Origin of the sequence: Vibrio spartinae (assembly GCF_024347135.1) — a bacterium.
Taxonomy (GTDB): Bacteria; Pseudomonadota; Gammaproteobacteria; order Enterobacterales; family Vibrionaceae; genus Vibrio; species Vibrio spartinae.
On sequence record NZ_AP024907.1, the window covers coordinates 2,467,570 to 2,481,145 of the forward strand.

Here is a 13,576-nt window from a genome sequence, read left to right on the forward strand (position 1 = left end):
ATGATTCTTTTGAAACAATGGTTCTTTTGAAACTACTGCCGCTGATCATCCACTTCGACACCCGCGGGAATTTTGAACTGAAACAAATGATTATCCGGCCGCTTCAGTTTGACTTGCTGGAACGAGAATAAACTTTTCTGCCCATCCTGTTCAATCACATCAAAACCTTTCACCACCCCTTTTTTGTCAATTCGAATATGAAATTCCCCCTGCCGAGTGTCTGTTGCTGTCGGTACCAGTGTAAATTCATTCCCTTGCTGCGAAACACGATAATGTTCCCAGTCTTGTTTGCGGTTTCTCGTCAGCAACACAAAGGGGGTCTGCTCGGTTGCCTGAGATTGATTATAGATAGAGACCTGTTCCACAAAGGGATTGTAGTACCAAACGGTCGTACCATCCGATATCAATAGATTTTCGTCCGGTGACACCGTTTCCCACCGAAACAAGCTTGGGCGGGCAATGTCCACTTTCCCTTCTCCCTGAGCAACGACGTCACCATCAGGGCTGACAACCTGCTGTTGAAAATGAGCACTGAATCCATCATTTAACGCAAGCCTCGCACTTAATTCATCTTTCGGATCCGCCAGTGCTGAAAAGCTACAGGCCATTGATATCAATAGAAAGAAGGCAACCAGTTTTTTCATGTGTTCTCCGCTGCTAAACAAAAGTGAATTGTTATTGATGGATATAGACCATTCTTTTCGGCTTTTTGTCATGTGTATGTCGAAAAAAATACGTCAGTTGAAAAATACGTCAGTTGAAAAATACAGTGCGACGATCCCATCGTTCCTCAGTCACACTCAAGTGAAATTACTCTGTTTGCAAGCAACACTGTTTGAATTTTTTACCGCTGCCGCACGGACAGGGGTCATTTCTGCCGACCGTTTTATACGGGTTGACCCGATGAGCCCGGGCACCACTTTGCTGTTCATCTGCGGCACAAGCGACTTCATGAATCATCACGTCCAGATGGTCAACCATCTCTGCCAAATGAGGCGGCGCGTCAATGCCAGCATCTTTCATCTGTTGACGGGTTTCGGTTTCATCAACAGCCAGCATCAAGGTCGTGAGCAATGCTTGCAGCATCCGTTGCGTCCCATCTGACACAGCAACATGCTGCCAATGCGGTTCCAATAAAGGCCATATTGCCACAAACCCTGACGCAAATTCAGCCAGATCATCCCGATTGGTCACATCAAGAAAATCATCAACACAATACTGATGACTCAGTAATGCTGAGTACTGCTGTTGATAATGAGCGGTTAATGCTTGCTCTGCTGGATCGGTGAGTTCTGTCACCAATCGTGACATCCACAAATGTGCTTCCAGTGGCTGACAAGCCATATTGGCGGCAAGTACAGCGCCTTCAATGAATAATGGCGACTCGTCCGTCAGCAGTTCAGTTACATTCAGCAATTGATAAGTCATGGTACTTCTTTTCCTATTTTTCAGTCGCAGGACATTATACCGAGAACATCAATCAATGGCACGCAGCGGAGAGATTCTGGCGTGACATTTGCGACGGACCCAATTACAATCGCGCGCTCTGATAAGAAGAGCGGAAGCTTATGCGTATTGTTTTGGGCCCGATGGATGGTGTTCTCGATCATCTGATGCGAGAGATACTGACAGAAATGAATGATTATGACCTATGTGTGACAGAATTTGTCCGGGTTGTCCATCAGTTGCTGCCTAAACACGTCTACTATCGTCTTTGTCCTGAACTACACCACGGCTCCCGCACTCGTTCAGGCGTTCCTGTCAATATTCAATTACTTGGACAAGACCCGGACTGGATGGCGGAAAATGCTGCATTTGCTGCAGAACTCGGGGCACATGGTATCGACCTGAATTTCGGTTGCCCGGCAAAAACCGTCAACAAAAGCAAAGGTGGCGCAGCACTTCTGGAATTTCCGGAATTAATTTATCAGATCGTCAAAGCCTGCCGGGAAGCCGTCCCCGGGCAAATCCCCGTTTCAGCAAAAATCCGCTTAGGATTAGAAAATCCTCAAGACTGTTTTGAGATTGTCGATGCCATTGAGCAGGCTGGCGCAAACGAACTGACCGTTCATGCTCGAACCAAAGCTGGTGGCTATAAAGCCAGTGAAATCAAGTGGGAATATATTCAGCAGATTCGCAAAAAAACCACTCTGCCGTTAATTGCCAACGGTGAAATATGGGATGCAGCCGATGCACAGCGGTGTATTGACGTCACCGGTGTCGAGAACCTGATGGTGTGCCGCGGGGCGTTAAATCGCCCGAATCTGGGCAACATGATCAAATACAATCATGCACCGCTCTCTTGGTCTCAGATCATTGAGCTCTTGCTGATTTATTCTCGCTGTGAAGTCAATGGTGATAAGAGCAAATACTATTCAAGCCGGATCAAACAGTGGTTTGCTTATCTACGGCAAGTTTACCCTCAGGCGCACACTTTATTTCACGAGATCCGAACCCTGAAGAGCGTAGAATCGATTGTTGAACAGATTAAACATCATCAATCCGGGCAACCGCAGGAATCAGTATGAGCTCGCTTTCGCGCCACACCCATCAACAACCTTAGAAAATCAGCTGATTTTTACCACTCTTTTTGGCGATGTATAGTTTTTCATCGGCTGATTTCAAGATGGCATCAATATCGTTCAACTCTCGACAAGCCACTATTTCGACACCACCGGAGATCGTAAAGCCACCTTTCACAATTGTCCCAGACTCGCCACACAACGCATCTTTCACGCGAGTTAATGTCTTCTTGAGATAACTTTTACGTTCAGCCGTCAGATACAGAACGAACTCTTCGCCACCATAACGGGCAATCGTATCGGTAGCACGAATATGGCAGCGAACCTGATCACCGACATAACGGATAACCTCATCCCCGATATCATGACCAAAATGATCATTGATCGCCTTAAAGTTATCAATATCAATCATCGCGATCGCGACATAAGACTGATGCGGTGAATGTTCAATAAAGGCTTCAAATCCGCGCCGATTGCGCAGGCCTGTCAATGGGTCCCGAACAGCAAGTCCTTCATAATAACTTTTCGCATGACGGGTATTCATAAACAGCAAAGACATCACAGCGAGTATATACATGACGGTAATAAGTGTTAATGTCTTTCTTTTCAGACTGACAAACTGATAAAGCTCATTCCCCCAACGCATATCGTAATACATGGCATGATGAAATGAGATCCCCTCCCCCTGAAGAGAGTGAGGTTGAAAAGCATTGGTTGGTAATGACTCTCTCTGTGTATCAATAAAATGAAGCTTGCCCGCAAGACGTTGATTGGTATTCAACAGCTTATCTAGCATGATATTCAGTGAAATGACCCCTTCAAACTGATGATCCGAGTAAACCGGCAACATCAAAGAAACGAGATCTTCTGTCGATTGCAACTCCTGGAATACCATCGGTCCACGCACGTTAATCGGCTGATTTTCGCCCAGATCCTGATACACATCCCAGTTTGGAGATTGAATTTGTTCGAGCACATCGGTTGTCGCATTAACCGAAAGAGTGTCAGGAGAAGAAATGATATACCCCGACGGATCGACATAATGAACGCCGACCAGATAATCATCCAAATCATGAAGCAATGAAATCACGGGAGCCAGTGCAATTCTGAATCCCACTTCGTGATGGAGTTTGCTATTTTTGTCACACAGTGATTTATCGCCAACAATAATGTATTCAAGTGCCTGTATATGAGCATTGGAGCGCTCCTCTGCATCTGTTGCCACAAACTTCGGCCGCATCTGGCATACACCGTTCACAATCTTTGTCGTATGCGTCAGTATCAGAGACTGACGGACTTTGATGTAGTTATTCAAGCTATAATCCAAAATGGTCAACATCTTGGATGCGCGAAAGAATTCCCGTTCAATTCTTTCGTACTCTTCACCCAGTTCTCTCTCCAATTGTCTGATATGCCCTTCAAACAGCATTCCTACGAGTGCCAAAGCAAAAACAAGCGGGGTCAGTAATCGCCCTTTGATAGAAAAACGTTTCTTCATTCACAGATATACACTAAGTAAGAGGTTGTTCTTTTAAGCGTAATACAAAGAAGAACAACAGGAATTAGAAATGCATCTTTTTATATCAAAATTTGATATAAAAAGATAATAAGAATTGACTTTTGTTATATGCGATTGGTGGATATGCTCAGCAATCTGTATAAAAAGTGCGTTATCTCAACGCACTTCTCTCTAGAATTATCTCATTACATTTCGGTCAGGGTCAGGACATCATCGATGTTGACATCCATACTTTCCGGATAAACGACATATACTTTCAATTGATAACGCCCAACCGCAGTGATATAACCTTCCATGTTATAACCATTATTTTTAAACTGCTGAATATAATATTTATTCCCTGCATGATAGAAAGTTGATTTCTTATATTTGTCACCCATCAAATGGGAGCGAGGCGTCCAGTAAGAATTAACATCGACAGTCGTTTGATCAATAACACGTACTTCGATGTTATCGTTATCAAACACCATGGTTTTCGTGATGATATTTCCCTGATCAACTGTCGAATTGCTAAATTTTTTAAACTCACTATTATCTTCCTGATGAGTTAATACAAAGCCATCACTGAGTACAATGCGAGTATTGTAGGATGCGGCAGAAACGACATTATCCTGAACCGTAATATAGCGGTTTTGTGAAGACGTCGCAGCACAACCTGTCAGGACAAAAGTAACCAGTATTAGAGACAAAAAATTTTTCATATTAATCGATATTCCCCATGATAAGTCGAAGCATCATACATGAAATAAATCAATAGATTCAATAAAGTATGATAATGCTCCCATTAAAAACCAAGAATAATGTGAAAGAGATCAACATTATAAATCATGAGGATACTCATTCATTGTTGTCTCATTTGATTTCTGACAACGAAAAAAGACACGCAATATTGCGTGTCTTTCTGGTTTGGACTTTCAATTGTAAGGGAAAAGCAAAAACACACTTAACTCAAGAGTAAACTATCATCAGCCAATGTCTCACCTCTGACTTTAGAAAACATGTCCAGTAAGTCCGGCACATCCATATGTTGGCGTTGCTCTCCCGCAACATCGAGTACAATCTCACCTTGATGGAGCATGACCGTCCGGTCACCACAAGCCAGCGCATCTTTCATCGAATGTGTTACCATCATCACCGTCAGATTAAACTCTGTCACAATTTTATTCGTCAGATCGAGAATGAATGCAGCCATCCGGGGATCCAGTGCTGCTGTGTGTTCATCCAATAGTAGTAACTTACTCTCTGCAAGCGTTGCCATGACCAGACTCACGGCCTGCCGCTGTCCTCCGGATAGCAGACCGATACTGTCACCAAGCCGATCTTCCAGACCCAGCCCCAAAATACTTATACGCTCCTGAAACAACCGACGCCGTTTGGCAGAAAGTGCATATTTCCAACTACGACGGCTCCCCCGTTTGTAAGCCAGTGCCATATTCTCTTCAATGGTCAACGAGCCACAGGTTCCTGCAAGTGGATCCTGAAACACACGTGCACAAAAATTAGCACGCTGATCAACACTTCGCCGCGTCACATCGATATCATCAATTAACACCTTGCCGCCAACCATGGGCGTTTCGCCAGTCACCGCGCCCAGTAGTGTTGATTTCCCGGCACCATTTGAACCAATAACCGTCAGAAACTGATGTTCAGGCACTGTCAAAGACACCTCTTTCAAAGCGCGGTTTTCCAGAATTGTTCCCGGATTAAAAGTCACTTGTATATTTTCCAGCCGAATCATGCAGCACCTCCGGCCCGTTTCGATTTCATTTTCTTCTTCATCCGCGGCATGATCAGTGCAATCGCAACCAACACAGCCGTCACAAGGTTCAGATCGGAAGCCTGCAAACCAAACATGCCGGAACTCAGCGCAAATGCGACAGCGAGACGATAAAGCACTGAGCCAAGAATCACCGCGATCACGGCGACCCAGATGCGTCTTCCGGGAATGAGCGTTTGTCCCAGAATCACCGCAGCCAGCCCGACAACAATGGTTCCGACACCGGAGGTTACATCAGCAAAACTGTTGGTCTGCGCGAACAATGCACCGGCAAAGCCGACAAAACCATTCGACAGCGCCAAGCCAAAATAAGTATAAAACGCGGTGCTGCCCCCCTGGGCGGCAACCATACGCGCATTCACACCCGTGGCTCGCAGACCTAAACCAAAATCACTGTTCAGCAGGCGGACAATAAATAAAGCGGAGAGTAATACCAGCACACCAACGACCAATGGACGGATATACATCGGATCCCCCATCGCTTCAAATGGCGTCAAAATCGTATCTTCACCAATTAATGCCAGATTCGGACGTCCCATAATCCGAATATTGATTGAAAATGCGGCAATCATGGTGAGGATCGAGGCCAGTAAGTTTAAGATACCGAATCGAACCGTTAGAAAAGCGGTTACCCAGCCAGTCATCGCACCGGCAATCATGGCTAATCCGGTTGCCACCCATGGATTAATCCCCGCGACAATCGCTGTTGCAGCAACCGCCGCCCCCATTGGGAAACTGCCATCCACACTTAAATCAGGAAAATCAAGCACTCGAAACGTCAAATAAACGCCAAGTGCAACTAATCCATAAATCAGCCCTATCTCCAGAGCTCCAAAAAAGGCAAAAGCAGACATTCCATACTCCCTTTCTGCTTATTGAATGCGGGCTGGTGAACCAGCCCGTTTATTGTTGTGATCATTTGATACTGGTTGCACGATCCAGAACGGATTGAGGAATCTTGAAGCCCAGCTTATCCGCAACCGTTTTATTCACAACCAAGTCAGAGCCTTTTGCGACAGTGACATCAATCGAGCCCGGATCTTTGCCGTTCAGAATCTCGGCGACATAATTAGCGGTCTGCATACCAATCTGATAGTAATCAAAACCAAGACTCGCAATTGCCCCGCGAGCAACATAGGAAGTTGCCGCCCCAAAAACGGGCGTTTTCGCCTGATTGGTCGTCACGATCATCCCTTCGATGGCACTGGCAACCGTATTATCGATTAAGGCATAAATGATGTCAGACTTCTCAACTATACTTTGTGTCGCAGACTGTACATCGGCACTTTTCAAGGCGGTTGCTTCGACGAGTTTCAAGCCATTTTCTTTGACACTCTGTTTGAGCAGCGCAATCAAACTGACAGCGTTCGCTTCCCCGGGATTGTAAACAACACCGATAGTTTTTACGTTCGGCATCAATTCTTTAATCAGCGCGACATGTTGTTTGACCGGAGAGAGATCGGATAGACCGGTCACATTTTTCCCCGGATGCTGCATGGTTTTAACCAGCTTCGCACCAATAGGATCAGTCACCGCAGTAAAAACGATTGGAATAGAACGGGTTGCGGAAACTAAAGCTTGAGCGGTTGGCGTTGCGATACCGACCAGAACATCCGGACGTTCTCCGACGAACTGTCTGGCGATCTGCACGGCTATCGCTGGGTTACCTTGTGCAGTCTTATATTCAAAATCCAGATTTTTTCCTTCAATGTACCCTTTCGCTTTTAATCCATCCAGAAGCCCCTGACGGGTCGCATCCAAAGCTGGGTGTTCAACGATCTGTGACACGGCGACTTTTGCCGTTTTCGCCATAATATGGGTTGAGGAAATGAGCGCTGCTCCGGCCAGAACAGCGGTTGCTGCAAGTTTTCCTGCTTTCATCGTGACTCCTTAAATTTAAGGCATTAGTTTTAATGTTGTGTTTAATGTATTTGACTTGTTATTACTGCGTTACAAACTGCAATGAACAACATTATTACCAGTAAGTTACAGTAAAGGGAAGCGTGATTTATACCTTCGTTCACTCAGAAGAATAATCTAGTGATAGATATATACATAAATCACAATCAGGCAGGGTGCAAATATAAAATAGAATTCATAGCCTTTTATTACGAAAGACTATGAAATAGAAGAAATGTCGATGAGCAGAAATTAAAACCAGCGGTCGAGAGCTGATTTATCTAACTGGCGAAAAGCCTTATTTAATATCTGAGCCAACTCTTTGTATCTGGGTTTTGCCTTCACCGGTTCTAATGCAAAGCCAGTCTCGACAATCTTTTGATGTAGCTCGCGATACCATTCTGCCAGAGAAGGTGGCAATCGTGTGTTAGCCCGGTTGCCTAACCACCATATCCCTTGCAAGGGAAGGCTGATCGCAAACAAAGCAATGACAATCGCTTGCGGCACGGCTCCGACATTATGAAAAACCATTTGGGTCAGTACACTAATCGCTGCCACTGCTGGCATGACCTTCACCGCAAAACGAGTCGCTTTAATGATCCGTTGCTCAGGGAATATCGGGGCTAACTCTTTACGCATTGGCCAGATATCCATGTACTTTTGCCCATCTCTCAGATTATGGATCAATCCTGCATTATGGCTCATTGGCTTTTCTCACTCACTGGCAGACAAATTATAAGAATAATTGAAATCTTCAACTAATCCCGTAAAATCTTGTCCAAAATTAATATTTGTTCAATTTTTTTTGTTATAATGATCGAACATCGCTATCCTTTGCGCGCCTTACTCTCATTGTTGCCTTGATTTGTGATTTAAGCAACTTTGAAACTTATTTAGGCGATAATAAAACGTGTAACCTTTAAGTCAATCACGATAGGTAGACGTAAGTTGATGTTTGTTTGACCAAGATTAGTTTATGACCCACTTTGTCGTATTATTCTTGGAGCCGATTTTATCTAAACCGATTATACAGGTAGTTATTCATGTCAAAGCTAGTTTTAGTTTTAAACTGCGGTAGTTCTTCTCTTAAGTTCGCGATCGTTGATGCCGAAAATGGCAATGAGCATCTCACCGGTCTTGCTGAATGTCTCCACCTTCCAGAAGCTCGAATCAAATGGAAATTGGATGGCAAGCATGAAGCACAACTAGGAAATGGCGCTGCCCATGAAGAAGCTTTAGCTTTTATCGTTGAAACCATTCTCGCGTCTAAACCAGAACTGGCAGACAATCTGGCAGCCGTCGGTCACCGAATTGTCCATGGCGGAGAACATTTCACTCAATCTGTTTTGGTTGATGATTCCGTCCTGACAGGTATCGAAGAAGCCGCCGCCTTTGCACCACTGCATAACCATGCTCATGTTATCGGTATTAAAGCAGCACAGAGATCATTTCCAAGTCTGAAGAATGTTGTCGTGTTTGATACCGCGTTCCATCAGACCATGCCGGAAGAATCATTTTTATATGCATTGCCATATAAGCTCTACAAAGAACACGGTATTCGCCGCTATGGGATGCACGGTACATCTCACCTGTTTATTACGCGTGAAGTTGCGAAGCTTCTGGGTAAACCAAGCGACCAACTGAACATCATCAACTGCCACTTAGGCAATGGTGCTTCAGTGTGTGCGATCAAAAACGGTCAATCTGTCGATACATCGATGGGACTTACGCCGCTGGAAGGTCTTGTGATGGGGACTCGTTGTGGTGATATCGATCCAGCCATTGTTTTCTACTTGCATGATGCGCTCGGCTATTCCGTTCAAGAAATCAACACCATGCTGACGAGAGAATCCGGATTGCTAGGTCTGACTGAAGTCACTTCTGACTGTCGTTACGTTGAAGAAAACTACGGTACAAAAGAAGATGCAACCCGCGCAATGGATGTATTCTGTCATCGTCTGGCAAAATATGTTGCAGGTTTCACTGCAAGTATGGATGGTCGTCTGGATGCTATCGTATTTACCGGCGGTATTGGTGAAAACTCAGCACCGATTCGTGAAATGGTGTTAAATCGTTTAAGCATTTTTGGTATTCAGTTGAACCAAGAAGCGAACCTGAAAGCCCGCTTCGGTGGTGAAGGTACAATCACCACCGAAGAGAGTCGAATTCCAGCAATGGTCATCTCTACCAATGAAGAGTTGGTCATCGCTGAAGACACTGCAAAACTCGCAGGTCTGTAATGTCACACTGGCTAACTCGATGAGTTAGCCAGTTTTGTTCTGGGGCTTAACAACGTCTATACGTTAAGCTTTTTTCCTTTCTGCAATCAAGTTTTCATTTGTATTGCAATCAATCAATAGCTAAAGGTACTCTACTCATGTCTCGTACTATTATGCTGATCCCTATCAGTGCCGGTGTTGGTTTAACCAGTGTCAGTCTCGGGGTAATCCGCGCGATGGAGCGCAAAGGTGTTAAGGTCTCTTTTTTCAAGCCAATTGCCCAGCCTCGTCACGGCGGAGACCAGCCGGATCTGACTTCAGCCATTTTAAGTTCAAGCAGCGATATAAAAATTGCTGATCCCATGCAGATGTCAAAGGTTGAGACACTCATTGGTAGTGAACAGATGGATGTTCTCCTTGAGACCATCGTGGAAAGATATAATCAAGTGAACAAAGATTCCGAAGTCACGCTGATTGAAGGTCTTGTCCCAACGCGGAAACATCCGTTCGCCAATCAAGTCAACGCTGAAGTTGCCAAAACCCTCGGTGCTGAAATTGTCTTTGTCGCTACACCCGGAACAAACAATCCCACACAATTGAAAGAACGGATTGAAGTTGCTTGTTCAAACTTTGGTGGCACGAAGAATAACAATATTTCTGGTGTTATCATCAACAAACTCAATGCGCCCGTTGATGAAGACGGCCGTACCCGACCAGATTTGTCAGAAATTTTTGACGATAGTGATCAAGCCAAACAGACCAACCTTGAAGTCATGCAAATCTTCAATTCCAGTCCGATTCGAGTGCTGGGTTGTGTGCCATGGCGTATTGATCTGATTGCAACGCGTGCGATTGATATGGCGAAGCACCTGAATGCAGAAATCATCAACAAAGGTGAAATCAACACGCGCCGGATCAAAAGTATTACCTTCTGTGCCCGCTCACTACCAAACATGATTGAGCATTTCAAACCGGGTTCACTATTGGTAACTTCAGCGGATCGCCCCGACGTCATGGTTGCAGCAGCACTGGCAGCAATGAATGGGGTTGATATCGGTGCGGTTCTCCTGACCGGTGGTTATGATATGCCAGAGACGATCATGAATCTGTGTCGCCCGGCATTTGAATCGGGTCTACCGATCTTTAAAGCACAGGGTAACACCTGGCAAACATCACTGAACTTACAGAGTTTCAGCCTCGAAGTGCCGGCAGATGATAAAGAACGGATCGAATTCGTCAATGAGCATGTGGCCAGTCATATCGACGGGCCGTGGATCGACTCCCTGACTGAAGGTACACAAGGTGTTCGTCGCCTCAGTCCACCGGCTTTCCGCTACCAGCTCACTGAATTTGCACGCCGTGCGAACAAACGGATTGTTTTACCTGAAGGTGATGAACCTCGTACCGTTAAAGCGGCATCGATTTGTGCTGAGCGCGGCATTGCAGAATGTGTTCTGTTGGGTAATCCAGAAGAGATCAAACGCATCGCCATCCAACAAGGTGTTGACTTGGGTACTGGTATCACCATCATCAACCCAAGTGATGCGCGTGAAGAGTATGTCGAACGTTTGGTTGAACTGCGTAAAAACAAAGGTATGACCGAAGTTGTCGCCAGAGAACAGTTAAAAGATACGGTTGTTCTGGGAACGATGATGCTGGAAAAAGGTGAAGTTGACGGCTTGGTTTCCGGTGCTGTGCATACAACGGCAAATACAATTCGCCCACCGTTACAGCTGATTAAGACCGCACCGAATGCTTCGCTCGTGTCTTCAATCTTCTTCATGTTGCTTCCGGATCAGGTTCTGGTTTATGGAGACTGCGCCATCAACCCGGATCCAAATTCAGAACAACTGGCTGAAATAGCAATTCAATCTGCTGATTCTGCGATTGCGTTTGGTATTGAACCACGTGTTGCAATGATTTCTTACTCGACAGGAACTTCTGGTCAGGGTGCGGATGTTGATAAAGTTCGTGAAGCAACACGCATCGCACAAGAAAAACGTCCTGATTTAATCATTGATGGTCCGCTTCAATACGATGCCGCAATCATGGAAAACGTTGCCGCGTCGAAAGCACCAGACTCCCCGGTTGCAGGTAAAGCGACGGTATTTGTCTTCCCTGATCTGAATACAGGGAATACAACCTACAAAGCGGTACAGCGCTCTGCTGATTTGGTCTCTATCGGTCCAATGCTGCAAGGCATGCGTAAACCTGTTAACGATCTGTCTCGTGGTGCTTTGGTAGACGATATTGTCTATACCATCGCTCTGACAGCGATTCAGGCGAGCCAAGAACAGCAATAATGTCTGGTTCGTAAAAAAAGCCCTCACTTCAAGTTTTGAAGCGAGGGCTTTTTTATATTGTCATCCAGAATCAGCATAGGTTAGCGCTGATATCTGCTTACCATCAAGTGAGATGTGCTCTGCCATGCGGAGACAGTAAATCCAACTCAGGGCCAGCGGGAACCACCTGTGTCGGATTAATCCCTGTATGACTAAAGTAATAATGCCGCTTAATATGATAAAAATCTGTCGTATCTTGAATCCCCGGAATTTGATACAGCTCTCTCAGATACCCGGATAAATGCTGGTAATCGGCAATACGCTGTTTATTACATTTGAAATGTCCGACATAGACTGCATCGAAACGAATCAATGTCGTAAATAATCGCCAATCCGCTTCAGTCAACTGTTGACCAACCAGATAGCGGCTACCGGCAAGGTGAGCATCGATCTTATCCAGTGCCTCAAATAACGATTCATACGCTTCTTCATAAGCATCCTGAGTGGTTGCAAACCCACAGCGGTAGACACCATTATTCACATCCGGATAGATGCGGTCATTCCACTGATCAATCGCGGCTTGTAATGCTTTCGGATAAAAATCCAGCGAATTTCCGGTCAGGTGGTTAAACTCACTGTTAAACATCCGGATAATTTCAGACGACTCATTACTTACAATCGTATTAGTCTTTTTATCCCAAAGGACAGGAACGGTCACCCGACCGGTATAATCCGGTTTTGCCCGCGTATAGATCTGATGTAAGCGGGTATGACCGAAAAGCGGCTCAGGAATCCCGAATGTCCATCCTTCCGACATCATATCCGGACAAACAATCGTGACATCAATATGGTCATTCAACGCTTTAAGCTGACGGAAAATCAGGGTGCGATGCGCCCACGGACAAGCAAGAGAGACATACAGGTGGTAACGTCCGGATTCTGGCTGAAACGGTGCATCAGGATCATGCCTGACCCAATGACGAAATCCTGCATCCTCACGAACAAAACGCCCTTGCTGGCTCTTGGTGTCGTACCAAACATCATGCCATGTACCTTCAATAAGCTTTCCCATACATTCCCCCCTTATCTCTGTATAAGTCGATTATAGGAAAATACAACCCGGTTCAACACTCACCATCTCTGGCTTTCATATTCAAATAATTCGAATGAACGACCAACGACATCTAAATAAAACTATTTCAATAAAAAGCATGTCAATAAAACGTATAAAAATAAATCATCAATGGTGAATTATATTATTCACATCATTTTAAAATATCGAAAAAATAATCACCAACCCAGTCTGTGATGTATAAAAAACATCATTCAAATAAGATGAAAAATAATAAAAATCCACA

12 protein-coding genes are annotated in these 13,576 nt (G+C 45.0%); 3 read left to right on the plus strand and 9 right to left on the minus strand.

Annotated elements, in window-relative coordinates:
* Positions 1-32: 32 nt before the first annotated feature.
* Together lolA and OCU60_RS10790 are read right to left on the minus strand one after the other, a co-directional pair.
* Complete coding sequence (lolA, locus tag OCU60_RS10785; RefSeq protein WP_074373392.1) at positions 33-644, minus strand: outer membrane lipoprotein chaperone LolA; 612 nt, start codon at positions 642-644, stop codon at positions 33-35.
* Between the two features lie 166 nt (positions 645-810).
* The gene (locus tag OCU60_RS10790) at positions 811-1,428 is read right to left on the minus strand and encodes a YecA family protein (RefSeq protein WP_074373391.1); all 618 of its coding nucleotides are present in this window, start codon (positions 1,426-1,428) and stop codon (positions 811-813) included.
* Between the two features lie 140 nt (positions 1,429-1,568).
* Between OCU60_RS10790 and dusC the strand changes: the two genes are divergently transcribed.
* Entirely contained in the window at positions 1,569-2,528 is a 960-nt protein-coding gene (dusC, locus tag OCU60_RS10795) for a tRNA dihydrouridine(16) synthase DusC (RefSeq protein ID WP_074373390.1), read from the plus strand.
* Between the two features lie 31 nt (positions 2,529-2,559).
* On the opposite strand, the gene OCU60_RS10800 is transcribed toward dusC, so the two are convergent.
* From OCU60_RS10800 to yfbV, 6 genes are all read right to left on the minus strand, one after another.
* Positions 2,560-4,020, minus strand: a complete 1,461-nt coding sequence (locus tag OCU60_RS10800) for a sensor domain-containing diguanylate cyclase (RefSeq protein ID WP_074373389.1) — start codon at positions 4,018-4,020, stop codon at positions 2,560-2,562.
* A gap of 206 nt (positions 4,021-4,226) precedes the next feature.
* Positions 4,227-4,742: a putative periplasmic lipoprotein gene (locus OCU60_RS10805; RefSeq protein WP_074373388.1), complete on the minus strand. Its 516-nt coding sequence runs from the start codon at positions 4,740-4,742 to the stop codon at positions 4,227-4,229.
* A gap of 242 nt (positions 4,743-4,984) precedes the next feature.
* The gene (locus tag OCU60_RS10810; RefSeq protein ID WP_074373387.1) at positions 4,985-5,779 is read right to left on the minus strand and encodes an ABC transporter ATP-binding protein; all 795 of its coding nucleotides are present in this window, start codon (positions 5,777-5,779) and stop codon (positions 4,985-4,987) included.
* Positions 5,776-6,672: an ABC transporter permease gene (locus OCU60_RS10815; protein WP_074373386.1), complete on the minus strand. Its 897-nt coding sequence runs from the start codon at positions 6,670-6,672 to the stop codon at positions 5,776-5,778. Before OCU60_RS10815 ends, OCU60_RS10810 begins: the two co-directional genes overlap by 4 nt.
* Positions 6,673-6,733: 61 nt before the next feature.
* Positions 6,734-7,699: an ABC transporter substrate-binding protein gene (locus OCU60_RS10820; RefSeq protein WP_074373385.1), complete on the minus strand. Its 966-nt coding sequence runs from the start codon at positions 7,697-7,699 to the stop codon at positions 6,734-6,736.
* Between the two features lie 270 nt (positions 7,700-7,969).
* Positions 7,970-8,422, minus strand: a complete 453-nt coding sequence (yfbV, locus tag OCU60_RS10825; protein ID WP_074373384.1) for a terminus macrodomain insulation protein YfbV — start codon at positions 8,420-8,422, stop codon at positions 7,970-7,972.
* 338 nt (positions 8,423-8,760) lie between these two features.
* Between yfbV and OCU60_RS10830 the strand changes: the two genes are divergently transcribed.
* Positions 8,761-9,957 carry an acetate kinase gene (locus OCU60_RS10830; protein ID WP_074373383.1) on the plus strand — a complete coding sequence of 399 codons (1,197 nt, stop codon included), beginning with the start codon at positions 8,761-8,763 and terminating at the stop codon, positions 9,955-9,957.
* Positions 9,958-10,094: 137 nt separating this feature from the next.
* Positions 10,095-12,239, plus strand: coding sequence for a phosphate acetyltransferase (gene pta, locus OCU60_RS10835; protein ID WP_074373382.1), 2,145 nt, complete (start codon positions 10,095-10,097; stop codon positions 12,237-12,239).
* Positions 12,240-12,342: 103 nt separating this feature from the next.
* On the opposite strand, the gene OCU60_RS10840 is transcribed toward pta, so the two are convergent.
* Positions 12,343-13,290 (minus strand): glutathione S-transferase family protein, encoded by a 948-nt coding sequence (locus OCU60_RS10840; RefSeq protein ID WP_074373381.1) that lies wholly within the window; start codon positions 13,288-13,290, stop codon positions 12,343-12,345.
* Positions 13,291-13,576: the final 286 nt, after the last annotated feature.

Coding starts and splice junctions, on each gene's coding strand:
- lolA (WP_074373392.1), bottom strand. CDS start 644: ATGAAAAAACTGGTTGCCTTCTTTCTATTGATATCAATGGCCTGTAGC.
- OCU60_RS10790 (WP_074373391.1), bottom strand. CDS start 1,428: ATGACTTATCAATTGCTGAATGTAACTGAACTGCTGACGGACGAGTCG.
- dusC (WP_074373390.1), top strand. CDS start 1,569: ATGCGTATTGTTTTGGGCCCGATGGATGGTGTTCTCGATCATCTGATG.
- OCU60_RS10800 (WP_074373389.1), bottom strand. CDS start 4,020: ATGAAGAAACGTTTTTCTATCAAAGGGCGATTACTGACCCCGCTTGTT.
- OCU60_RS10805 (WP_074373388.1), bottom strand. CDS start 4,742: ATGAAAAATTTTTTGTCTCTAATACTGGTTACTTTTGTCCTGACAGGT.
- OCU60_RS10810 (WP_074373387.1), bottom strand. CDS start 5,779: ATGATTCGGCTGGAAAATATACAAGTGACTTTTAATCCGGGAACAATT.
- OCU60_RS10815 (WP_074373386.1), bottom strand. CDS start 6,672: ATGTCTGCTTTTGCCTTTTTTGGAGCTCTGGAGATAGGGCTGATTTAT.
- OCU60_RS10820 (WP_074373385.1), bottom strand. CDS start 7,699: ATGAAAGCAGGAAAACTTGCAGCAACCGCTGTTCTGGCCGGAGCAGCG.
- yfbV (WP_074373384.1), bottom strand. CDS start 8,422: ATGAGCCATAATGCAGGATTGATCCATAATCTGAGAGATGGGCAAAAG.
- OCU60_RS10830 (WP_074373383.1), top strand. CDS start 8,761: ATGTCAAAGCTAGTTTTAGTTTTAAACTGCGGTAGTTCTTCTCTTAAG.
- pta (WP_074373382.1), top strand. CDS start 10,095: ATGTCTCGTACTATTATGCTGATCCCTATCAGTGCCGGTGTTGGTTTA.
- OCU60_RS10840 (WP_074373381.1), bottom strand. CDS start 13,290: ATGGGAAAGCTTATTGAAGGTACATGGCATGATGTTTGGTACGACACC.